The sequence below is a fragment of the Limnohabitans sp. 63ED37-2 genome (assembly GCF_001412535.1).
In the GTDB taxonomy this organism is placed as follows: domain Bacteria; phylum Pseudomonadota; class Gammaproteobacteria; order Burkholderiales; family Burkholderiaceae_C; genus Limnohabitans_A.
Genome location: NZ_CP011774.1, coordinates 3054867 through 3077871 on the forward strand (window position 1 = coordinate 3054867; position 23005 = coordinate 3077871).

Here is a 23005-nt window from a genome sequence, read left to right on the forward strand (position 1 = left end):
GCGGCCACACAAACGACAAGCCCGACCCGCGAACTGCTTGGGCCGATGGGGCGATCGCGAGAGGATCGTCCCAGCATTTGCACTTTTCCCCGCCCCTCACGGCCCTTTGCCGCGCGGTCACAATCGGGCGTATGAAACGCCTTTACGCCTATTTTTTCCGCGGCCTGATCACTTTTTTGCCGGTCGGGCTCACGGTCTACGTGCTTTATTTGTTTGTCACCTGGGTCGAGGGCTCGGCCATGCGGGTGCTGCGCCCGTTCACGGGCGACTTCTATCTGCCGGGTCTGGGCATTGTGCTGGGCACGGCACTGATCCTGGTGTTGGGCTTTTTGGTGTCCCAGCCTTTCATGAGGCGGATGATCGGTTGGGTGGAGTTGCCCTTCACCAATCTGCCACTGGTCAAAAGCATTTATTCCTCGCTCAAAAGTTTTGCCGATTACTTTGCTCCCCACGAGCGCGATGCGCAGCAGGTGGTGCTTTTGAAAAAACCTGACAGCGAGCTGTCCATCATCGGTCTGGTCACGCGCCAAAACCTCTCCGACCTGCCGCTGGACGCACACACGCGCCAACACATCGCGGTCTACCTGCCCATGGGCTACATGATCGGCGGCTACACGGTGTTTGTGCCGCGCGAGTGGGTGCAGGTGCTGGACATGTCGGTGGAGGAAGCCATGCGCTCGTCCCTGACAGCCTGGATGGGCAGCACCAAAAATCCCGCTGATCCTGTGTGACAGGCTGCCAAGCGCTGCGCTTTAAACTGCGCATTTCCCTTGCTTGGAAGATTCACCATGACCTTGCCCCCACCCGCCCTTGAGCATGTTTGCGACCTGGCCGTTACCATCGCCCCCCCCGTGGAAGTCGGCCACACCCCTGCGGGTTTGCGCCGCATGATCCCGATCACGGGCGGCACCGTGAGCGGCCCGCGTTTGAGTGGCAAAGTGATGGCAGGGGGTGCCGACTTTCAGCTGATTTTGGGGGGCGGCACACAAGCGCACCTGGACGCCCGTTACGTCATCGAGCTCGACGATGGCAGCCGGGTGTTTGTGCAAAACACCGCCTTGCGGGTGGCCTCGCTCGAGAACTCGCAGCGCATCATGAACGGCCAGCCGGTTAACCCCGATGAGATTTACTTCCGCTGCCAACCCAAACTCGAAGCCACCGCGCCGCAATGGGCTTGGCTCAGCGAGAGCCAATTCATTGGCAGCGGCCGACGTGCACCCGACGGGGTGTATCTGAGTTTTTACCGGGTGCTCTGAGCGGACGAGTTAGCAGCCAGAAAAGCGACCGCCGCCGCCACGCCGTCGGTGCCAAAAGGAATCTTTTGCACCGTCATGGCCGCTTCGATGCCAGCCAACGCCCCCAAGATCATGGGCTCGTTCATGTCGCCCAAGTGGCCGATGCGGAACACCCGCCCAGCCAATGGCCCCAAACCCCCCGCCATGGCCACCTGAAAGCGCTCGCGGGCCACGGTGCGCAAGGCTTCGGGGTCGATGCCGGGCACCACCTCAATGGCCGTGACCGAGGCCGAGCGTGTCTCGGGCACGCGGGCATGAAAACGCAGGGCGCCTGGCACGGCCCAGCGCTCCACCGCTGCGTGCACCGCACCCGCCAAACGCTGGTGCCGCGCCCACACCTGGGGCAGGCCCTCGGCTTCGAGCAAGGCGATGGCGGTCTCCAAGCCAGCGATGTGGGCCAGCGGCGGAGTGCCACAAAACTTGGCCGACTGGTTGCCGGTTTGGCGGCGTTGCCAGTCCCAATAAAAGCGCGGGTCGGCATGCTGGGCCGACCAGGCCATGGCTTGGGCGTTCACGGCCACAAAGCCCAGGCCGGGCGGCATCATCAAGCCCTTTTGCGAACTGCCCAAGGCCACGTCCACGCCCAAGGCGTCCATGTGAAAAGGACTGGCAGCCAGCGAGGCCACCGCATCCACCACGTACAGCGCCGGATGCGCCGCCGCATCGATGGCGCGGCGCACCGCGGCCAGGTCACTGGTCACGCCACTGGAGGTTTCGGTGTGCACCACCAGCACTGCACTGATGCGGTGGTCTTTGTCATCGCGCAGGGCTTGCTCGATGGCAGCCACATCAAACGGATGCCCCTCTTGATGGGGGGTGCGCTGCAAGGCCACGCCCAAGCCCTCGATCTGGAGCGCCCACTGGTCCGAGAAATGGCCCGAGCCCGCCAACAGCAAGGTGTGTTGTGGTGAAGCCAAGTTGGCGGCCACCGACTCCCACATGCCATGCCCGTTGCTGGCAAACAAAAACACATCGGAATTTGGGCTGTGCAACAAGCGCTTCATGCCGCTTTCGCATTCGGCAATCATGGCCGCCACACGGGGGTCGGACAAATCGGTCATCGGGCGCTGCATGGCGTGCATGACCTCGTCGGGCACATGGGTCGGGCCGGGCGAATGCACAAACCGGATGCCGGGGATGCGGGGTGTCGACGGAGAAAAGCGGTTCATGCCAAGCCTGCGGATCGGTGAAAGAGGATTTCAGTTTAAAACCGACTGCGGCGCACTGCTGTGACCTGCGCGATAGCAGGCAGCGGTGCGTTCACACACCGCCCAAATCACATCATCCAAACACATCACCCAAACCGCGATGGTCGATAGGGCATCGGGTCCACTCCAGTGGGGCCACCACTGACCATCTCGGCCAGCAGCCGCCCGGCCACAGGCCCCAGTGTGAAGCCCTGGTGCGCATGGCCAAAGTTGAACCACAGGCCTGTGTGGCGCGGTGCAGGTCCCATCACCGGCAACATGTCGGCGGTGCAAGGGCGTGCGCCCAACCAAGGCGGCTCGGGCAATGCCTCGCCCAACTCGACCAGCTCACGCGCCAGCACTTCGGCCTTGGCCAGTTGCACGGGTGTGGGCGGGGCGTCGATGGGGGCAAATTCAGCGCCCGTGGTCAGGCGCAGGCCGCGCTGCATGGGGGCCAACACATAACCGCGTTCGGCATCGAGCACCGGTTGCCTCAGCTGGGCAGTTGATCGGTAATGCTGGTGGTAACCCCGTTTGATGAACAAGGGGAAGTGATAGCCCAGCGTGCGGATCAGGCCATCGGCCCAGGGGCCCAGCGCCAGCACCGCCTGCTCGGCGTCCACTCGGCCTTCGGCGGTCAACACAGACCAGCCCTTGCCTTGGACTTGCAAGCTGGCGGCGTCGCCCGTCATCACACGGCCACCCCGCGCGACAAACAAGTCGGCATAACGCTGCACCAATGCACCAGGGTTGTTCACTGCCCAAGGGTCCAGCCAATGCACGGCGCCAGCCAAAGAGGCACGCAAGGCAGGTTCAGCCTGGGCCAACTGGGCGGTGTTTTCGGCCTCAGAGCGCACACCAAAACGCACGCGCAAATCTTCGGCACGCTGCGACGCCTCGTCCAAAGCCTTGGCCGAGCGGAACACAAAGCGAAAGCCTTCACGCGTGACCAAATCCTGCGCACCCGCAGCGGTGATCAACAGGTCGTGCTCGTCAGTGGCGTGGGCGATCAGGCGGCTGTAGGCCTCGGTGGCTTGCGCATGCCGCTTGGGGTGTGAGTGGTGCAGGTAGCGCAGCAGCGAACCCGCCATCTGCCACAGGCCTCGCGCATGCCAATGCACCTGGGCGCCCCGGCCCAGCGCCACGTTCAACAAAAAGCCCGGCTCACGCGGAAAGGCATAGGGCTCGACCGCCTCTTGCTGAATCAGGCCCGCATTCCCAAACGAAGTTTCTTGGCCGGGCGCACGCCTGTCCACCAGCGTGACCTCGAAGCCACGTTGCTGCAAATGCAAGGCGGTGCAGGTGCCGACCATGCCCGCGCCCAAAACAAGGATGGAGGAAGTCATGCATGCAGTATAGAGAGGACAAAAGGCTGCCGGGAGCTCAGGACATGGTGGCGTTTTGCGCTGTTTAAACTGTGGCCATGAGCACCACCACCGAATCCCTGCAGCAAGCTTTATCCGACCTGTTCGCCCCCTGGGTGCAGGCACTGAATCTGAAAGTCGAACGCTTTGACGCAGACAGCGTGACCCTGCGCCTGCCGCAAAGCGATCAGTTGTCGCGGGTGGGCGGCATGTTGTGTGGGCAGGCCATGATGGCCGCGGCCGACACGGCCATGGTGCTGGCGCTCATCGCGCATTTTGGTCAGTTTCGGCCCTGCAGCACGGTACAACTGTCCAGCAGCTTCATGAAACCGCTGTCGGGCCAGGATGCCCTGGTCACCGCTCGGGTGTTGCGGGCGGGCAAAGCCATGGCCTTTGGCGAGATCGACTTGACCGGGGCCGACGACGGCAAGAGCGTTTTTAGGGCCAGCACCACCTATGCCCTGATGTGAGCCGGGTTGTCAGCGGCCCGCCAGCTGGGCTTGGCTACAATACGGCCATTCTTGTTTCGGGGTACCCCATGTCTGCTCACAACGACTCTCACACATCCGACGATCCCGTTGAAAACGTGGTCAAGCACATTCCCGTGATCATTCCGGCTGCAGGTGCCGTGCTGATTTTCCTGCTGGCCTTCATCGCCGTGTTCATGGCCTGAGGCTTTGCCGCCCTCGGTGCGCCGCTTGGCTGCACCCGCCCAACCCGCATCAGCCCGTGCTTTGCGGGTTTTATTTTGTCCGCACGGGCATGATGTGCAGCGCACCCGGCGCGATCTGCAGCTGGACCCAGCCTCCGGCTCCGACATCCAAACGCCGCAGCAGTCGGCTGGTCAGGTTCAGGGTGATGGTTTGGCTGGGCAGGGCTTCGGGCCTGAGCGTGCAAAGGCTGATTTCGCCCAACGACAAAACCTCCAGCAATTGGCAGCGCAAACGGGTGTGGCCTGGCGCCAAGTGACCGGGCAGCTCGCCGTCGGCCAGCACGTCCACCTGTTCACCGTTCAGCACCCAGGTCACGCGGGTGCCGTTGTCGATTTTATTTTTGTCTAAGACGGCCAGGGCCAGTTCGGCTTCTGGCTGCGCGGGGTCTGTCCAGCACAAGCGCCCCCAACCGTCCTCACCCTTCACAAAGCGCCCTTCAAAGTGGTTTTGAATGCCCACCAACTCGGCCACCCGGGCGTTGCGCGGGCTGGCAAACACACGGGCGGGCTCACCCGTTTGCAGGGTCTGGCCCGCGTCCACAATCACCACCCGGTCGGCCAGGCGACGGGCCTCGGCCAGGTCGTGTGTGACCAGCACCATGGGCACCGACACCTTTTGGCGCAAGGCGGCCAGCTCGCGGTAAAGCGTCTGGCGTGTGGGCGCGTCCACCGCAGAAAAAGGCTCGTCGAGCAACAAGACGCCAGGCAAGACTTGTGGCGCATCGGCTTGCGCCACTGAGGGCCTGGGCATGACCCGCACCAATGCCCGCGCCAGCGCCACCCGCTGCTGCTGCCCCCCTGAGAGTTGGGACGGCCTGCGCTCGCGCAACTCGGCCAAGCCCAAACGAGCGAGCAATGTCTGCACCTCTTCGCTGGACCAGCCCGGCCCAGCGGCCAGCGCGACATTGGCCTGCGCGGTCATGTGTGGAAACAGGGCGTAATGCTGAAAAACCAGGCCCGCCCGGCGCTGCTGCGGGGTCAGCTGCACGCCCGCTGCCGTGTCCAACCACGCCTGGCCCGCCACCCGGATGCGGCCTTGCAGATCGGCGGGCGTCCACAGCCCGGCAATGGCGCGTAGCATGCTGGTTTTGCCGCTGCCCGACGGTCCGACGAGCGCCACCAACTCCCCCGCGCCACAGTCAAACTCGGCCTCGAGCCGAATGGGGCTGGATGAGCGCAGTTGCACTTGCAAGCCGGACATCACCGCTCCTGCAGGGCACGGCCACGCTGGCCCACCCGGTCAAACGCCAGCACCAGACTCAGTGCCAACAGGGACACACCCACCAGCACCAGCGCCATCACATGGGCCGACTGCAAATCCATGCCCTGCACCTTGTCGTAGAGCGACACCGACAGCGTGCGGGTTTCGCCTTCGATGTTGCCGCCCACCATCAGCACCACACCAAACTCGCCCAAGGTGTGCGCCACCGTGAGCGCCATACCGGCCAGCAAACCGGGCCAGGCCAGCGGCAACTCGATGCGCCAAAACGTCTGCCAGGTGGACAAACCCGAGACCCAAGCCGCCTCGCGAAGGCTGTGCGGCACCGCAGCAAAAGCCCGCTGAATCGGCTGCACCATGAAAGGCAGGTTGACCAAGACGCTCACCAACAAGAGGCCTTCGAGGGTGAAGACCAGCCGAATGCCCGAAGCCGCCAGCCACGCCCCCAAAGCGCTGCCTTGGCCAAAAGCCACCAAAAAGTAAAAGCCAATCACCGTGGGCGGCAGCAGCAAGGGCAGCAGCAGCAGGGCCTCGACCACAGGGCGGCCTGCCCAAGCGGTCACGGCCAACCAGCGGGCCAAGGCCAGTCCCACCGGCAACAAAGCCAAGGTGGTCAAGACGGCCAAAGTCAGCGAGACGTGAAGGGCGGACCAATCCATGGGTTGAGTTTTCGGGCGAATGAAATTACGGGGTGTGGGTCTGGATTATTGCGGTATGGCGTAGCCATGGCGCACAAACACCGCCTGCGCCGGGGGGCTCAGCAAAAACCGGTGCCAATCTGCCGCGGCCGCACCCGCGCCTTTGAGCAGCACCATGCGCTGGTGCAAGGGGGCGTGCAAGTCGGCGGGCAGTGGCAAGACCTGCAAGCTGCTGGCGATCTCGGGGGCCTGCGCCAAAGCCAGCGCGGTGATGCCCGCCTGCGCCGCGCCCGTGGCCACGAACTGGGTGGCCTGACCGATGTTGTCGCCCAGCACTTTCTGGCCTGCAGGCAGCGGCCCCACCCCTGCACGCATCAAAGCTTCCACGGCTGCCACACCATAAGGGGCCAGCGCCGGGTTGGCGATGGCGAATTTGTCGCCCGCCTTCATGGCGCGGACCACTGCCGCCAAACCTTGGGCCAGCGGCAGTGCTGAATTTTTAGGCACGATCAGGGCCAAGCGACCCGTAGCATAACGCTGCCCGGCATCCACCGTGCGACCGCTTTTGGCCAGTTCGGCCACCCAAGCCTCGTCGGCCGAGATGAATTGCTCGACCGGCAAGCCTTGCAAAATTTGCCGCGCCAAGTTGCCAGATGCGCCCAAATTCACATCCACCTGGACACCGGTTTGAAGTTTGTATTGGGTTGCCAAGTCAGCCAGTACAAACTTCAGGTTGCTGGCGGCAGCGATTTTGACTCGGGTTGAGCTTTGTGCATGGGCCAGCCAAGGCCCGGCCAACGGCGCCGCCATGGCTGCCTTCAGCCAGAAACGCCTCTGGGGCTGGAAACCGGAACACCCAGAGCCCGGCATAACGTCATGCTTTTTTTGCATAGTTTTAAAGGGGTTTTCAGCCCCGATGACAGGCACAAAACAGGCAGTCTCCCTAAAATCGAGGCCCGCTGGTTACGCCACTGTTACAGCCCATTTTCCAGGCCACACATCCTTCAGTATCTCAGCCCAACAGCCGTTTTTTCAAAGCCCCTGCGCAGAGGTTTTGAAAAAACGATTTTTAAACTTGGAGCACTTCCCATGAACTCACCCGCGATGCAGGGCCTGAACCTCAACACGCCGGCTTACGTCAAAAACGCCAAGCTGATTGCTTGGGTCGCCGAAATGGCCGCCCTGTGCAAGCCCGCCAACATTTATTGGTGTGACGGCTCCCAAGAAGAATACGACCGCCTGTGCGCCGAGTTGGTCACTGCGGGCACCTTCAAAAAGCTCAACCCCGCCAAGCGCGCCAACTCCTACCTGGCCTGGTCTGACCCATCCGACGTGGCCCGCGTGGAAGACCGCACCTACATTTGCTCGGCCAAAAAAGAAGACGCCGGCCCCACCAACAACTGGATGGAACCCGCGCAAATGCGCGCCACTCTGAACCCGCTGTTTGACGGCTGCATGGCTGGCCGCACCATGTACGTGGTGCCGTTCTCGATGGGCCCCTTGGGTTCGCACATCAGCCACATCGGCATTGAGCTGAGCGACAGCGCCTACGTGGCTGTGAACCAGAAAATCATGACCCGCATGGGCAAAGCCGTGTTCGACGTGCTGGGCACCGACGGTGACTTCGTGCCTTGCATGCACACCGTGGGCGCACCTTTGGCTGCGGGTGAAAAAGACAAGACCAGCTGGCCTTGCAACCCCACCACCAAATACATCGTGCACTTCCCCGAGACCCGCGAAATCTGGTCTTACGGTTCGGGCTACGGCGGCAACGCGCTGCTGGGCAAGAAGTGCTTTGCACTGCGCATCGCCTCCAACATGGGCCGCGACCAAGGCTGGTTGGCCGAGCACATGCTGATTTTGGGCGTGACCAACCCCGAAGGCAAAAAGTACCACGTCGCAGCGGCTTTCCCCAGCGCTTGCGGCAAAACCAACTTCTCGATGCTGGTGCCACCGAAGGCTTTTGAAGGCTGGAAAGTCACGACCATTGGTGACGACATCGCTTGGGTCAAACCGCACACCGACGGAAAAATGTACGCCATCAACCCTGAGGCGGGTTACTTCGGCGTCGCCCCCGGCACCAACATGAAGACCAACCCCAACTGCATGCTGAGCCTGCACAAGGACGTGATCTTCACCAACGTGGCCCTCACGGACGATGGCGACGTGTGGTGGGAAGGCATGGAAAAAGACACCGGCAAGTTGCCCGACCATTTGATCGACTGGCAAGGCAAAGACTGGACACCCCAGATCGCCAAAGAGACCGGCGCCAAAGCCGCTCACCCCAACGCCCGCTTCACGGTGGCCGCGACCAACAACCCCGCCCTGGACCCCGCCTGGGACGACGCTGCAGGTGTGCCCATCGATGCCTTCATGTTCGGTGGCCGCCGCTCAACCACGGTGCCGCTGGTCACCGAGGCCCGCAGCTGGACCGAAGGCGTCTACATGGCCGCGACCATGGGCTCCGAGACCACTGCCGCCGCCTTCGGCGCACAAGGCGTGGTGCGCCGCGACCCCTTCGCCATGCTGCCATTCTGCGGCTACAACATGAGCGACTACTTCCAGCACTGGCTGGACACCGGTGCCAAGGCCCAGGCCGCTGGCCACAAGCTGCCCGCCATGTACTGCGTGAACTGGTTCCGCAAGGGCGAGGACGGCGCGTTCGTCTGGCCTGGCTATGGCGACAACATGCGGGTACTCAAGTGGATGATCGACCGCCTGGAAGGCAAAGCCCAAGGCGAAGAGACCATGTTTGGCATCGCCCCCACCTATGCAGAAATCAACTGGAATGGCATCGAGTTCAGCGCCGAGCAGTTCAAGTCGGTCACCAGCATCGACAAAGCCGCCTGGCAAGCCGAGTTCAAGCTGCACGACGAGCACTTTTCCCAGCTGAGCTACCACCTGCCCCAAGCGCTGCTGGACACCAAGGCTGCGCTGGAAAAGCGTCTGGCTTAAACCCATTCAGATCAAGCGCCCCAACGGCGCTCAGCCTTGCAACCGCCCCGGCCACAAACCGGGGCGGTTTTTTCTTGTCGTCACAATCGGGGCCATGTCCTTGTTTCAAACCGCTGAATCCCGTACCCGCGTCGCCCTGTGGTTGATGTGGGTCACCCCCGCTCTGTGGTCGGTCAATTACATCGTGGCCCGCTCGGCCCCCGGCGTCGTGGAGCCACACATGCTGGCACTGGGCCGATGGGCTTTGGCGGGTTTCATCCTTGCTGTGATCGCACGCAGCGAACTGTGGCGTGAACGCCGCAGCACCTTGGAGCATGGCTGGCGTTATCTGATCTTGGGCGCTTTGGGCATGCTCATCTGTGGTGCCTGGGTTTACGAGGGCGCACAAACCACATCGGCCATGAACATCGCGCTCATTTATTCAGCCTCTCCTGTGCTGATTGCGCTGGGTGCGGTGGTGTGGCTGGGCGAACGGTTTTCATGGCGGCAAGGTCTGGGCGTGGTGGTCGCCATGGCCGGGGTGTTCCATGTGGTGGTCAAAGGCCAATGGCTGTCGCTGGGCCAGGTGCAATGGGTGGCAGGCGACGGCTGGATTGTGATGGCCATGGTGTCCTGGGCCGCTTTTGCCCTGCTGCAAAAAAAGTGGAGCACACCCTTGGGCTCTACGGCACGCCTCGCCGCCATTTGCATGAGTGGCGTGCTGGTCTTGCTGCCTTTCAGCATCTGGGAATACGGGCAAGCCGATCGCCCAGCCTGGAGCGTGCAGGCCACGGTACTGGTGGTGGCGGCAGGCCTGTTGCCAGGCATTGGGGCGTATTGGGCCTATGGCTTTTGCCAGAAGGTTTTGGGCGCCAGCCGCGTGGCCGCCAGTTTGTACCTGGGGCCTCTGTACGGTGGCCTGGCCGCCTGGCTGGTGTTGGGCGAAGCCATGGGCTGGCACCACGTCATGGGCGCGGCGCTGATCTTGCCGGGCATTTACATGGCTTCGAGGCGCTGAGCTGAAGGACGACAGTCCGCCAGGCTCAACGCCTGAAAATGCGCGTTGACTCCCGCACCACCAACTCCGCCTCCACCAAACGCGAAGGCGGATTTCTCTTGTTCAACAAGTCAAACATGGCTTTGGCGGCAGATGTGCCAATTTCATAGACCGACTGCCTGACAGACGTGAGCGGTGGTAAGGTGAAAGCCGAGTGTGGCAGGTCGTCAAAACCCAAAAGAGAAACATCTTCGGGCACACGCAATCCAGCGCGATGCAAAGCCAAGCGGGCCCCGTAGGCCATCTGGTCGTTGGCGGCAATCACTGCAGTGAACTGCACACTGGCCGACAGCAACTCATTCATGGCCCTGAAACCACCTGACTCTTGGTAATCGCTGTAGACCACCAAACTGTCGTCCAAAGCCATGTCTTTGCGTTGCGCCTCTTCTCGATAGCCCTGCAAACGCTGCGTGGCGTCTGGATGGTCCAAAGGCCCCGAAATGAACGCCACACGGCGGTGTCCCAAGGCGTGCAAATGCCGTACGGCCAGACAAGCGCCTTCGGTGTTGTCAAAGTCAATGCTGAACAAATTAGGGGCGTTCAAGCGTCGCCCAGTGACCACCACGGGAATATTGGCTGCCATGTCCACCAAAGTTTCGTCGGCCAACTTGCCCGTGAGAACAATGATGCCGTCCACCTTGCGCTCTTGCAGCATGAACAGCCGGTTTTTCTCTTCGGCCTCATTCCAGTGGCCACTGACAAACAAAGGCACATAGTTGGCCTTGTGCAACTCGTCCTCAATGCCACGCAAGGCCTCACCGTAATAGGGGCTGTCGATGAACTGCGTGAGCACACCGATACTCATGGTGCGGCCACCTGCCAGGCTGCGGGCCGCGGGATCTGGACGAAACCCCAACTCCTCAATGACCGCCTTGACCAAGGCCTGCTTGTCTTCGCTGACTTGTGCGGTGCCGTTAAGGATGCGCGATACGGTGCTTGGGGACACGCCAGCGCGTTCGGCCACCATGGTGAGTGTGGCGCGTGATTTGACACCAGTCGAACTCGATGAGGCCGAAGGTGTCCTTACACGTTGGGTTGCAATGGTCATGCGCTTCTGATTTTTCTCTTCAATGAAATCAGATTATGGAGGACTAGGGGGCTTGCCAAACCTTGACGTAGTCCACCTGCAACTTCATTGAGGGCAGATCATTCACATTGACAGTGCCCCCCAAGTTGCCCCCCACGGCCACGTTCAACAACAAAAAAGCGGGTTGGTCAAACGGCCAATCGGCGACGGAGGCGTTGAGCGGTTTTTTATAAGAGAAGGTCGGCGTGCCATTGACACCCATCACAATTTCATTAGCCGTCCAATGCAATTGAAAACGCTGGAAATCGCTACACATGGAGCTCACATTTTGTTTGCCGTAAAGTGCGGTGCTTCCAGAATTGTTCTTGGTGTGAACGGCCGACTGCACCTGGTTAGGTTGATCGGCAAAATAAGCTCCAAACCACTCCATGATGTCAACCTCGCCCCGGTCGGGCCAATTACCGGTCTTGCCCATCATCCAGATTGCAGGCCATGCACCTCGCACACAAGGCACCTTGGCACGGATTTCATAAAAACCATACGGCGTTCCATTTAAAGCGCTGTAATAGGCGGTGGTATCGGTTTTGATACGCGCTGAAGTAGCCAACAAACCCAACCCAGTTGGCGCAATGGATGGGTCGCGGGTCACGGCTTGAATCGTCAACAGTCCATCACGGCTGAACACGTTGGCAGCGTCGTTGGTATAGAACTGCTTTTCGCTATTGCCCCAGACCGTGCCACCCAACAAGGTGGCCCCCAGGTCATAGTCCCAGGCGGGCCCCAATGGGCCGGATTGACTGAACTCATCCGACCACTTGAGAACATAGCTGGCAGGCAGGGACAGGGTCTGCGCTGATGATATGGGTCCAGCGGCATCACCGCCGCCGCCACACGCCACCAGAACAGCTATAGCCCCAGCTGCACCCGCCAGCTTCAGTCCCTTAGAAGGTGTAAACAAGTCCAGCCCCCATCCAGTTACCCGACTTGGCTACACGCGAGTCCACACCCGTGAATGCAGCATGTCCTGGCATGCTCAATGGCGCGAGGCCCTTCTTGCCAAAATTGACCATGCCCGCAAAACCATAGACCGAGAAGCCTGGCTGGATTTCGTAACCAACACCCACCGTGTTGAGCAGCATGGTGTTGGATTGGCCGCGCTCAACGGGGTTTTTGGTGCTGGCTTTGCCCAGATAAACCATACCTGTATTGACATTCCACTTTGGGGCAAAACGGTAAACCGCACCTAAACTGATGTCTGTGGAGCTAGCGCTGTAGGCCTTGTTGGCTACGGCATCTACACCGTCTACGTTGAACATGTCGTTCCACAGCGCATTTGGCGCTACATAGCCTGTTACGACGGCTTTGGTACCACTCCAACGGTTATGCCGAATACCACCATACAAGTCAGTTTTTGCATTGAACTGATATCGCGCCATCATCATCAGGATTGATTGCTTGTTGCCATCAACCAGCAAAGGTCGCTGATCCTGACCTACAAAAGGTGTTTGTGTAGTTGCTGCCACAAAGGGGGCATGTCCCCATGCCAGTGCTTGGCCGTTGGTCCCGGTTTGAGCGATAGCATCGATCATCAACGGACCTTTGACATACTTCGCATAAAGCTCAAAAAATTCAGGTTTACGCACTTTGTAATTGGCATCCCCTGCGTCATAGGTCAATTCCACATGGAAATCTCCATTGGCAACATCCATCAAGGGCAAGCCGACACGGACGGCACGCTGCAATAACCCATAACCTGCACCGCTAGAGGCCCAAGAATCCGCGATGCCTACGTTTGTTCCGTAGGGATAGTCAGCCACACTCCAACTGCGTGTTGGAAATGCACCCACCTGGACGCTTCCGTAATCTTCGTGTGAAAGTGTGGCATTTTTTTCATACCAAATTCCCGGAATGTCCTCCTTGCCGTCACGCCAGCGTTGACTGACCAACCCTTTAATTTTGAAGCCCCTACCCAAATCAAAATCTTTGGTCGCCAAGTACGGTTGAAACAAGGTCACGTCTCCATTCGACGTACCAAATTTCTTGCCATCCGCCAAAGCATCAGCCCAAGGACGATGGCGCGCCTCTCCTTGGTTGAACTGGCAATCAGAACATTGATTGCTGGCTCTGGACACCTCGGCTTTCGCAAAGCCCGTCAGGGTAAACGGCCCGAAATCGACGGCCATCGCACTGCTCGCAGTCATGACCCCCAAAGTCAAAATTACTTTGTTGCTATTTTTTTGAATACGTTTGAAAGCACCTGTGTTGCGAGACATGAAATTCATCCTTTTTGAAAGCGCTTTCAATAGGTTATCGGCTCACCCCCTCAATGTCAACGCGTTTTCACATGGGTTTTCCCTAGGTGTGGCCACAATTGAATGGATTGATTTAATGGAAAACCCCTACGCACAATGAAAGCGCTTTCATTAACATCAGGGTGAGAAAAATCACATCTACCAACCTCTGAGAAACATGACCCATTTGATTCGTTTTTTGACGTTCACCTTGTCAGGCTTTATGTTTTCTGGCATTGCTTGGGCCCAATCAAGTTTGTCGGTTGGTGCTGGTCAAGTTTTATTGACCCCTCGCAGTGCCGACAACGCTCCGCCCCAAGCAATTGGTCTCGCAGACCGAATGAAGGGACAAGCAGTTGCCACCAACCAGTGGTATTCGGGTCTCATATTCAGCCGCCAGCCAGAAGTGCTATTTGCACAACCCTACAGCGTGCGAGCCGCGGCCACTGGTTTCGAAATGTCTTTGCCAACTCGTCAAGTCATTCCCACCGAACGAAGAGACACTGAAATCCATTACCCGCATCGTTTACCTTTGGTCATCTCGCCAGTCACCTTCAATGCCACTCAAGGCAAATTGGCCAAAGCCAGCGACTGGTCTATTGACATCTCCATGGGTACCCCGACAGACCGTTTTGACCTGACCGTAGCTCACGGCAGTCCTTATGTTTTTGGTCGCATCAGCCAAGGCCCTGTGGCTTTTCAAACGAGCAATTCGTCGCATCGCACACACATTGGCAATGATGACCGCGTCCTCACACTTTCCAGCAACGGGCAAACCTTTGCCATTTTTGGCCCCAGTGGCGTGCGCTGGGAGCAGGCAGGGGCGAAATGGTTGGCCCATTTGCCACCAGGAAAGGGCTATTTTTCTGCGGCCGTCTTGCCCGACAACCGGCCTGAAACCCTGGCGCTGTTTACGCGTCACGCCTATGCTTTTGTAACGCAAACACAAGTCAAGTGGCAATTCGACCAGACCAACAGTACTGTCAAAACAGATTACGTGGTGACCACCGAGGTCATGGAGGGCAAAGAGTCCAAAACCCTGCAAGGCCTTTACCCACACCACTGGCATCAAAACCCCAGCGTAGCTGATCAACTGCTTGGCCAGTACGAGACCATCCGTGGCGCGATTCGTTTGTTGGCCAACAACCAATTCTCGACCCAATTGACATACCGTGGCTTTGTGCCCTTTTGGCCAGCCGTCAAACAGCACCCCCGTTTAGGAGAGCTTGCTGACGTGATGAAGGCCGATGTGCGCAATGCCCGGCGCAACATGCTGCAAATCGGCAATGGCCCCTATTGGCAAGGCAAAGGCCTACAGCGCATCACCAAAGTCATGGACGTGGCAGAGCAGCAAGGCGACACTGAGGCCGCCAAGCGTCTGCAAAGCCTGATCAAAAGCCGCATTGAACAATGGTTCTCAGGCAAAGACCGCAACACGTACTTTCACCTGGACAAGACATTGGGCACCGTGCTGGCCTACCCAGAAGAATATTTTGCGGTCGAACAAATGAACGACCACCATTTCCATTACGGATACTGGATCCGGACTATGGCCGACCTGGCACTGCGCGACCCCGACTGGGCATCCGATGCGCAATGGGGTGCCATGACCAATTTGCTCATCCGTGACATTGCCACTGATGAGCGGGGCCGCGCCGACTTTCCTTTCCTCAGAACCTTCGATATTTATGAAGGCCACTCCTGGGCTTCAGGCGTCGGCTTGGGCGACCTAGGCAACAACCAAGAGTCGTCCTCTGAAGCGATCAATGCCTGGGCTGCACTGATCTTGTGGGCTGAGATTCGCGGTGACAAAGCACTACGCGACCTGGGCATCTACCTCTACACGACCGAAATCGAAGCCATTCGCCACTACTGGTTTGATGTTCACAACCTGGTCTTCGCACCCGAATACAAGAACAAAGAAGTCAGCATGTTGTTTGGTGGTGCTTACAAGCACAACACTTGGTGGACCGACGAACCACGGCAGATCAAAGGCATCAACCTGTTGCCCATCTCCACCTCATCCACCTACTTGGGTTTGGACCCTGAACACACACGCCGCAGTCTGGCCACCTTGCCAGAAGACACTCGGATTTACGAGTCACGCGGCAAACGCGCCAATCCTACTGACATGTGGCAAGACCTGTTTGCCAAATACATGGGCCTGACCGATCCGTCTGCTGGTCTCAAGATGTGGGACCGCTGGGGCGCCGTTGAACTGGGAGACACACGCACACACGCGCTGCACTTCTTGATGAGTCTGGAAAACATGGGGCCGCCTGATTTCAGCGTGACCGCCGACCATGCGCTTCATGCGGTCTTCAAGCGTAAAGATGGACAAAGAACTTACCTGGCTTTCAACGCTGGCATCAAACAGCGCACAGTGAAATTCAGCGACGGTCAGGTGCTTGAAGTTCCAGCTGGTCGCTTAGCACAAACCACTCGTCAAGTAATTCCATAAAAGGTCCATTTTTAAACCCTTTTTGCCTGCGATGAAAGAAATTTCATCATTAACTTCCCTAAGGAGAACCCAGTGACTACTTTGAAATTCAAACTCTCGGCCTGCGCCATCTCAACAGCGGCTTTGCTAGCTGCATGCGGCGGTGGCGGTACAACCCCAGACACCACGGCTCCCACTCTAACGATTACAGATAATATTTCAGTTGCATCGCTGAACACTGCAGCTGACGTCACATTTACATTTACCTTCAATGAAGCAGTCACCGGATTTACCACGGAAGACATCGTGGTGACCGGTGGCACCAAAGGCACATTTAACATGGCCAGCAATGGTTTGTCGGGAAGTCTAATTGTTAGCCCCACAGCCAATACCGCTGGCACGATCAACGTCAGTGTGGCCTCCTCAAAGTTCACCGATGCATCTGGCAACTTGAATACTGTTGCATCTAGCGCATCTCAAGACTACAACTTGGCACCTGTCGCTGCCGTGTCTTTCGCAAGTGGCTATACCGCCATCGACGCTTCAACCGTTGGTTATGCCTACCAAGGACTCAGCACGGAGGGTGGGGCATTTAATTGGACGGTTGCAGATGGTGGTAGCTATGGCTGGGGAGGCGCTGATTTTTGGTGGTCAGGTGTTGCCCCCACAGATGCAACACCTAATTTCTACTGGGGTGGCAAAGGCAAATCTGATCAGGCCTATATGGAAAGCTGGGTGAATGCACCCGCCAATGGCACGGTGTCCTTGAGTGGTCAGACCAAACTTCGCATTGCTGTCTGGGGCAATGATGAATTGGTTGGATCTGCGCGATTTACACCTATCGTTCAGTTGGCTCCAACAAACGGCTGCTACCCACGCGCTGAAGCTTCACCTTTGACTCCAACAAGTTCAGGTGCTCAGGTTTACAACATACCTTTAAACGAATTCACAATAACTGAAAATTGCGGCATTGAGATGACAACCACAGCATTTTTTGCAAATCCTGTGGGTTCTATTCGAGTACGCATTTACAAAGCCAACTACTACAACCCCGATAACAATTACGGTTCACCAAACGGGATTAACTTAGGGCCAATTTCCTTCCAACCTTAATAGAAAGCTGCTGCAGTTGTCAAAGTCTTCACTTGACAACTGCAGCACCACTGCTAGGTGGCCAAAAAAAATTGCCCCATGATGGTCTGTTTCCTAGTCAAGTCGAGGTAAATTACTTCAGGCCAACAAGACATTTATTTCATGCTTTGGCGCCCAAGTCGGATGAACAATCTGGAATTTCCCAATTCCTCAGTTCAGAGCAACCCTATTGGCTTGACCATCAAACAAAATAAACTGGTCTTGTTCGAGTTTCAATTCGATAGGGTCACCAATACGAAATCCCATTTGCTGTTGGCCAAGCTTGACTGTGAGCAAGCCTGAATACCAAGGCAAGCGGACATAAACAATACAAGCATCGCCTAGCTGCTCTGTGAACTCGATCACCCCCTTGAAGCCGCCACTGTTCATTGGGAAAATGCGAAGGGCCTCAGGCCGAACACCGATCTGTCTACCTTTTCGAAGCCAGTCAAGCTTTATGCCCAGTTGCTCACATGCAAAACTGGTGTGCTCATCAAACACCATACGCTGGTTTTCTTTGTCCACGCTATAGGGCAACAAATTGATCTTGGGGGAACCCAGAAACTGCGCCACAAATGTATTAACTGGTGCACGGTACAAATCCATCGGCGCCCCCACCTGCTCAATCCTGCCTTGATTGAACACCGCAATCCGATTACCCAGCGTCATGGCCTCCGTCTGATCGTGGGTGACGTAGATCATGGTGGTTTTAAGGTCGGCGTGCAGCTTGGCCAGCTCGATGCGCATTTGCACGCGCAGCGATGCGTCCAGGTTGGACAAGGGTTCGTCAAACAAGAACACTTTGGGACGGCGCACAATGGCCCGACCAATGGCCACCCTTTGCCTCTGGCCACCAGACAACTGCTTCGGATAACGCTGAAGCAAAGGTGTCAGCTGCAGCCGTTCGGCCGTTTCGTTCACCAGCTTGGCGGTGTCCGCTTTGGACGTGCCTGACATGCGCAAGCCAAAGCCCATGTTCTCTGACACGGTCATGTGCGGATACAAGGCATAGCTTTGGAAGACCATGGCGGCACCACGCTCCGAGGGGCCTTTGGCGCTGACGTTCTCGCCGCCAATCCAAATATCGCCTTGGGTCATCGTTTCCAGGCCCGCAATCATGCGCAACATCGTCGATTTACCGCACCCCGATGGGCCGACAAAGACCATGAATTCCCCGTCCTGCACTTGCAGGTCCAGGCTGGGAATGACCACCGTGTCACCAAAGTGTTTGGTGACGCCTTTGAGTTCGATGGCTGCCACTTTATTTCTCGCTCAAAAATTGTTGGTACCAGAGGGCACTGTTTTTCAGGGTGCGCTGTTGGGTTTCAAAATTAACATGCACCAACCCGAACCGCTTGGCGTAACCACTGGCCCATTCGAAGTTGTCCATCAGGCTCCATGCAAAATAACCACCCACAGGCACCCCTTGTTGGTGTGCAGCATGGGTGGCAGCAATGTGGTCGCGCACATAGTCCAGGCGCTGGGTGTCGTTGATCACGCCGTCTTTGTATTCGTCTTTGAAGGCCGCACCGTTTTCAGTGACCAGGAGCAACTTCGGCTGGTAATCCTGGTGCAGCCTGCACAGTAGTTCGGTCAGGCCTTGTGGATAGACCTCCCAACCCATGTCGGTGACCTGGTTACCGGTCGAAGCCACATCCCATGGATTACCGCTGGATGAAAAATTGCGCGTGTAGTAGTTCACGCCCAAAAAGTCGAGTGGCTGCGCGATGGTGGCCATATCACCAGACTTCACCTGAGGTGCGTCTTCGGCCAGGTGCGAAATGACGTCCTGCGGGTAACTGCCCCGGTAAAGCGCGTCCATGTACAACCGAAGTATCAGGCCATCATCGAGCTTGGCCTTGGCCAGGTCTTCGGGGCTTTGGCTGGCGGGGTAAATGGGTGACAAGTTCAACACAATGCCCATGGGCGTGGTCAAGCCCAAACCCCGCATGGCTTGACAGGCCATGCCATGACTGAGCAGCAAATGGTGAACTGCTTGCATGGCTTGCGACCTGGACTGGATACCGGGCGCAAAGATCCCTTGCTCATAACCCAAAATAGCGATCACCCATGGCTCGTTGTGGGTGCAGATGCTGGCCAGGCGCGAGCCAAATCGGCGGGCCACTTCGGTAGCGTATCGTGTGAAGTGCGCGCAGGTTTCCCGGTTGGCCCAGCCCCCTTGGTCTTGCAAAGCTTGGGGCAAATCCCAGTGATTCAAGGTCAAGTGCAGGGCGATGCCACGTGCACTCAAAGCGTCGATCAGTCGGTCGTAAAAAGCAAAACCCGCCTCATTCCATGCGCCTTGGCCATCAGGCTGCACACGCGGCCAAGACATGGAAAACCGGTAAGCGTTGACGCCCAGATCGGCAATCAGCTGAACGTCTTCAGGCCAGCGCTGGTAATGCTCACACGCGACATGGCCGTTGCTGCCGTCAGCAATTTTGCCCTTGACTTCGCAAAATGTGTCCCAGACCGACGGGCCTTTGCCGTCGGCAAGGTGTGCGCCTTCAATCTGAAAAGACGAGGTGGCAACCCCCCAAATGAAATCATCCGGGAAGTGCTGTCGAGATGGTGTTGGATAAGTCATTTTTATAAAAGTTTCAGCCCCGCACAGCACCCGCTGTCAGGCCTTCGATCAATCGACGTGATGAAAAAATAAAAATGATGAGCAAGGGAATCACGGCAATGGCCGATCCCGCCATCAGGGCGCCCCACTCGGTGTCCACCGGGCTTTGCACACTTCGCAGGGCGAGGGGGAAGGTGTACATCTCGGGTGAGCGCATGACCACCAAAGGGCCAATGAAGTTGTTCCAAGAGGCAATGAAAGCGATCAGCCCCAGCGTGCCAAACGCTGGCCCCAACAAGGGCACGACCACACTCCAATAAATTCGGAATTCGCCGCAGTTGTCCATCCGAGCGGCTTCTATTAACTCTTTGGGAATGGCCGAAGTGATGTACTGGCGCATCAGAAAAATGCCCATGGCTGGCGCTGCACCGGGCAGGTACAAGGCGCGCGGCTGGTCAATCCAGTTGAGCGCGTCCATGATGAGGAACGTGGGGATCATGCCCAGAAAAGAGGGCACCAGCATGGTGCCCATGACCAAGGCAAACAGTGCTTTTTTGTAGCGGAACTCATAAACAGCAAATGCAAAGCCGGCCATGGAGCAGAACAACAGCGTCAACCCCGTGCTCATCAAGCCCACATACAAAGACCACCCCAGGTTTTTCCAGAAGGGAATTTTGCCCATCAGGATCTGCATGTTCTCCAGAAAGTGGTCTCCGAAAAACAGCGGCGGCGGAACGCTGAAAATTTCAGTACGTGGTTGCGTCGCAAACACGAACATGAAATAGAACGGCCCCAGCATCAAGAGGGCACCGGTGACAATGAACAACCAACCGAGCGGGCCTAAGCTCGATTTGTGGTCGCTGGTGGGCGCGCTCATGTTTGACCCTCCTTGCTCTTGAAGGCTTTGTTGGTGAGCACCGTCATCACCAAAATGATGACAAACAACATCCATGAAATGGCGCTGGCCAGACCAAAGTCATTGAAGTCAAACGCTGTCCTGTACATGTACATGGCGGTGGTCATTCCGGCGTACTCAGGCCCGCCTTTGCCACCGGTGAGGATGAAGGGCTCTTCAAACAATTGCAGACCGCCAATCACTGTCAGCGTGACGCCAAAAAACATGATGGGTTTGAGTTGCGGCAACGTGATGAACCAAAACTGTTGCCAGCTTTTGGCCCCGTCCATGCGCGCGGCCTCGTACAGCTCTCGCGGAATGCTTTGCATGGCAGCCACATACAAAATGACGTTGAAGCCCAGATAGCGCCAAAACACCACAGCCGACACCACCGGTTTGACCGCTTCGGGGCTACCCAACCAGTCGATGTTCTTGTCCGGCAACACTGCATTGAGCAAGGGCCATTGGGCCAATTCGCTCAAGGCCGCATTGACCATGCCGTAGTCTGTCGAAAACAAGGTGCTGAACATGATGGCAATGGCCACCGTGGACGTGATGTAGGGCAAAAAGTAGGCCCCCATCGCGGCGTTGCGCCAACGCCCCAGCTTTTCATTGATCAAGTAGGCCAGGGGAATGGCCACCAGGTGCTGTGGCAACCCCGAGGCCAAAGCCATCCAAAGGGTATTGCCCAAAGAAGTCCAGACCAGGGGGTCTTCCATGGCGAATTGCAAATTTTCCAGTCCCACAAATTCCATCGAGTTCAACCCTTTCACCGGATCCCACACATGGAACATGAGCACAAAAGAAAAAACGATTGGAAACAGTCCAAATACCAGGAACAGCAACAAAAATGGGCTGATGAGCACATAGGGTGCGGCAGCCGGTTTGAGCAACGGTTTCATCAGCGGCTGGCCCTTCTTTGCACCAGGCGATGTGCGTCCTTGAGCGCCTGGTCGATGGGTTTGTTTTTGTTGAGTACCAGATCCAGTTCGGCGTTGACGATTTCTTCGGCCACGCTGTCATTTTTGAAGACTTGCGTCGGCTTGATCTGCATCGCGGTCGCTTTCCAATCCAGTCGGGCTTTTTGGCCACCCAGAAAGGCGACCGGCTGGCTAAAAAAGTCGCCGCTTTGCGCCGCGATCAATGCGGGAAATGCGTTGTACTTTTCAAACGCCAGTTGCTGCTGGCGGGTGTTAAGGGTGAGGTGCTGAATCAGGTCCCAGGCTTTGTCCTTATTCACCGCTTTTTTGGGAATGGCGTAAAAGGTTCCGCCCCAGGAAGTGGCTACCCGCTCGGGCAGGGCCGTCGAACGCCACAGCCCACTGGTGTTGGGTGCCAGCCAGTTTTGGAGGTGCCCACCCAACCAGGCACCCATCATTTGCACCGACACGGTGCCACGCTTAAGTGACTCGCCCCATTCGTTAGACCAAGCGTTGATCTTCGCGTCCAAACCTTGTGCCCTGATTTTCTGGGCCACTTCAAAGCCTCTTCTGAAACGTGGCGAGCTGTCGATGACCGATTTGCCTTGCGCGTCGAAATAAACACCCTGACCTTCAGGGATGCCGGTTCGGATGACGATGTCTTTGACGTCACGAGCATGGGCCACCAAATAAGCCCCCGTGCTTTGTTTGATTTTTTGGCCACCTTGAATGAAGCTGTCCCATGACTGCGTCAACTCTGCCTCGTTGACTTTGGCCTTAACCAGCAAGTCATGGCGGTAAAACATGGCCCCAGGCCCAATATCTGTGGGAATGGCCACTTGGCCGTATTGCGCAGAACGGCCCTGTGCCAAGGCATAGGCGACCATTTTGGAGGCATGTTGGCCAAAGGAGTAAGGCGCCTGGTTCAGATCTTCCAAGCCACCACTTTGCGCAAACCGCCCCAGGTAGCCGTATTCCAGGGTCATCACATCGGGTAGACCAGTTGAGGTGGCCAGGGCCGTGGTCATGGCAGTGTGGTGATCGGCATATTCGCGGCCCACCACTTTGACGTCAACGTCCGGGTTTTTCTTCTGCCACTCTTGCAGTGCGGCTTTGACAATGTCATCTACGGCAGGGAACGCGGCCACCGTCAAGGTCGTTTTTTGGGCCATCGCCCAGTTCAAAGACAAGGCGCAAATAACAAACACCGCTGTTTTTTTCATGAAAGCCTCTTGTTTTGAAAGCGCTTTCATTTTTCAACATGGCCACATCAGTGTCAAGAGAACCGAGGGTTTATCCCGGTCTATTCCAGCGTGTCAAGTCAACCCA

Annotated in this window: 21 protein-coding genes; 8 read left to right on the forward strand and 13 right to left on the reverse strand. The window is 57.7% G+C overall.

Going from position 1 to position 23005, the window contains the following annotated elements:
* The first annotated feature begins 131 nt into the window (after positions 1–131).
* On the forward strand, positions 132–731 hold the full coding sequence (locus L63ED372_RS14550) for a DUF502 domain-containing protein (protein WP_062406944.1): 600 nt from the start codon (positions 132–134) through the stop codon (positions 729–731).
* Between the two features lie 57 nt (positions 732–788).
* Entirely contained in the window at positions 789–1256 is a 468-nt protein-coding gene (locus L63ED372_RS14555) for a DUF3237 domain-containing protein (RefSeq protein ID WP_062406946.1), read from the forward strand.
* Here L63ED372_RS14555 and L63ED372_RS14560 read toward each other — a convergent pair.
* Together L63ED372_RS14560 and L63ED372_RS14565 are read right to left on the reverse strand one after the other, a co-directional pair.
* Positions 1241–2464, reverse strand: a complete 1224-nt coding sequence (locus tag L63ED372_RS14560) for a pyridoxal-phosphate-dependent aminotransferase family protein (RefSeq protein ID WP_062406948.1) — start codon at positions 2462–2464, stop codon at positions 1241–1243. The two genes, L63ED372_RS14555 and L63ED372_RS14560, sit on opposite strands and share 16 nt — an antisense overlap.
* 125 nt (positions 2465–2589) lie before the next feature.
* Positions 2590–3828: an NAD(P)/FAD-dependent oxidoreductase gene (locus tag L63ED372_RS14565; RefSeq protein ID WP_062406950.1), complete on the reverse strand. Its 1239-nt coding sequence runs from the start codon at positions 3826–3828 to the stop codon at positions 2590–2592.
* A gap of 77 nt (positions 3829–3905) precedes the next feature.
* Between L63ED372_RS14565 and L63ED372_RS14570 the strand changes: the two genes are divergently transcribed.
* Both L63ED372_RS14570 and L63ED372_RS16635 read left to right on the forward strand, forming a co-directional pair.
* Entirely contained in the window at positions 3906–4316 is a 411-nt protein-coding gene (locus tag L63ED372_RS14570; RefSeq protein ID WP_062406952.1) for a PaaI family thioesterase, read from the forward strand.
* Between the two features lie 68 nt (positions 4317–4384).
* On the forward strand, positions 4385–4519 hold the full coding sequence (locus tag L63ED372_RS16635; RefSeq protein ID WP_255349690.1) for a hypothetical protein: 135 nt from the start codon (positions 4385–4387) through the stop codon (positions 4517–4519).
* Between the two features lie 70 nt (positions 4520–4589).
* Here L63ED372_RS16635 and L63ED372_RS14575 read toward each other — a convergent pair whose 3' ends face one another.
* From L63ED372_RS14575 to modA, 3 genes are read right to left on the reverse strand one after another with little or no spacing between them, the layout of a single operon-like run.
* Complete coding sequence (locus L63ED372_RS14575) at positions 4590–5759, reverse strand: ABC transporter ATP-binding protein (RefSeq protein WP_062406954.1); 1170 nt, start codon at positions 5757–5759, stop codon at positions 4590–4592.
* Entirely contained in the window at positions 5759–6436 is a 678-nt protein-coding gene (modB, locus tag L63ED372_RS14580; RefSeq protein ID WP_062406955.1) for a molybdate ABC transporter permease subunit, read from the reverse strand. The genes L63ED372_RS14575 and modB overlap by 1 nt, the downstream gene beginning before the upstream one ends.
* A gap of 45 nt (positions 6437–6481) precedes the next feature.
* Complete coding sequence (gene modA / locus L63ED372_RS14585) at positions 6482–7225, reverse strand: molybdate ABC transporter substrate-binding protein (RefSeq protein ID WP_231624504.1); 744 nt, start codon at positions 7223–7225, stop codon at positions 6482–6484.
* 279 nt (positions 7226–7504) lie between these two features.
* On the opposite strand from modA, the gene L63ED372_RS14590 reads away from it, so the two are divergent.
* Positions 7505–9370 (forward strand): phosphoenolpyruvate carboxykinase (GTP), encoded by a 1866-nt coding sequence (locus L63ED372_RS14590; protein ID WP_062406959.1) that lies wholly within the window; start codon positions 7505–7507, stop codon positions 9368–9370.
* A gap of 94 nt (positions 9371–9464) precedes the next feature.
* The gene (locus L63ED372_RS14595) at positions 9465–10367 is read left to right on the forward strand and encodes a DMT family transporter (protein WP_062406961.1); all 903 of its coding nucleotides are present in this window, start codon (positions 9465–9467) and stop codon (positions 10365–10367) included.
* Positions 10368–10392: 25 nt separating this feature from the next.
* On the opposite strand, the gene L63ED372_RS14600 is transcribed toward L63ED372_RS14595, so the two are convergent.
* From L63ED372_RS14600 to L63ED372_RS14610, 3 genes are all read right to left on the reverse strand, one after another.
* On the reverse strand, positions 10393–11454 hold the full coding sequence (locus L63ED372_RS14600; RefSeq protein WP_082431722.1) for a LacI family DNA-binding transcriptional regulator: 1062 nt from the start codon (positions 11452–11454) through the stop codon (positions 10393–10395).
* Positions 11455–11497: 43 nt separating this feature from the next.
* Entirely contained in the window at positions 11498–12181 is a 684-nt protein-coding gene (locus L63ED372_RS14605) for a glycoside hydrolase family 16 protein (RefSeq protein WP_197275278.1), read from the reverse strand.
* Between the two features lie 193 nt (positions 12182–12374).
* Complete coding sequence (locus L63ED372_RS14610) at positions 12375–13706, reverse strand: hypothetical protein (protein WP_156343637.1); 1332 nt, start codon at positions 13704–13706, stop codon at positions 12375–12377.
* Positions 13707–14064: 358 nt separating this feature from the next.
* On the opposite strand from L63ED372_RS14610, the gene L63ED372_RS14615 reads away from it, so the two are divergent.
* Together L63ED372_RS14615 and L63ED372_RS16440 are read left to right on the forward strand one after the other, a co-directional pair.
* Positions 14065–16185, forward strand: coding sequence for a glycosyl hydrolase (locus L63ED372_RS14615; RefSeq protein ID WP_197275279.1), 2121 nt, complete (start codon positions 14065–14067; stop codon positions 16183–16185).
* 72 nt (positions 16186–16257) lie between these two features.
* The gene (locus L63ED372_RS16440) at positions 16258–17277 is read left to right on the forward strand and encodes an Ig-like domain-containing protein (protein WP_156343638.1); all 1020 of its coding nucleotides are present in this window, start codon (positions 16258–16260) and stop codon (positions 17275–17277) included.
* Between the two features lie 189 nt (positions 17278–17466).
* Here L63ED372_RS16440 and L63ED372_RS14620 read toward each other — a convergent pair whose 3' ends face one another.
* From L63ED372_RS14620 to L63ED372_RS14640, 5 genes are read right to left on the reverse strand one after another with little or no spacing between them, the layout of a single operon-like run.
* On the reverse strand, positions 17467–18555 hold the full coding sequence (locus L63ED372_RS14620) for an ABC transporter ATP-binding protein (protein WP_062406973.1): 1089 nt from the start codon (positions 18553–18555) through the stop codon (positions 17467–17469).
* A gap of 1 nt (position 18556) precedes the next feature.
* Positions 18557–19882: a GH1 family beta-glucosidase gene (locus L63ED372_RS14625; RefSeq protein WP_062406975.1), complete on the reverse strand. Its 1326-nt coding sequence runs from the start codon at positions 19880–19882 to the stop codon at positions 18557–18559.
* A 13-nt stretch (positions 19883–19895) separates the two neighbouring features.
* Positions 19896–20738 carry a carbohydrate ABC transporter permease gene (locus L63ED372_RS14630; protein WP_062406976.1) on the reverse strand — a complete coding sequence of 281 codons (843 nt, stop codon included), beginning with the start codon at positions 20736–20738 and terminating at the stop codon, positions 19896–19898.
* Positions 20735–21658 carry a carbohydrate ABC transporter permease gene (locus L63ED372_RS14635; protein ID WP_062406978.1) on the reverse strand — a complete coding sequence of 308 codons (924 nt, stop codon included), beginning with the start codon at positions 21656–21658 and terminating at the stop codon, positions 20735–20737. Before L63ED372_RS14635 ends, L63ED372_RS14630 begins: the two co-directional genes overlap by 4 nt.
* On the reverse strand, positions 21658–22899 hold the full coding sequence (locus L63ED372_RS14640; RefSeq protein ID WP_062408190.1) for an ABC transporter substrate-binding protein: 1242 nt from the start codon (positions 22897–22899) through the stop codon (positions 21658–21660). The genes L63ED372_RS14635 and L63ED372_RS14640 overlap by 1 nt, the downstream gene beginning before the upstream one ends.
* Positions 22900–23005: the final 106 nt, after the last annotated feature.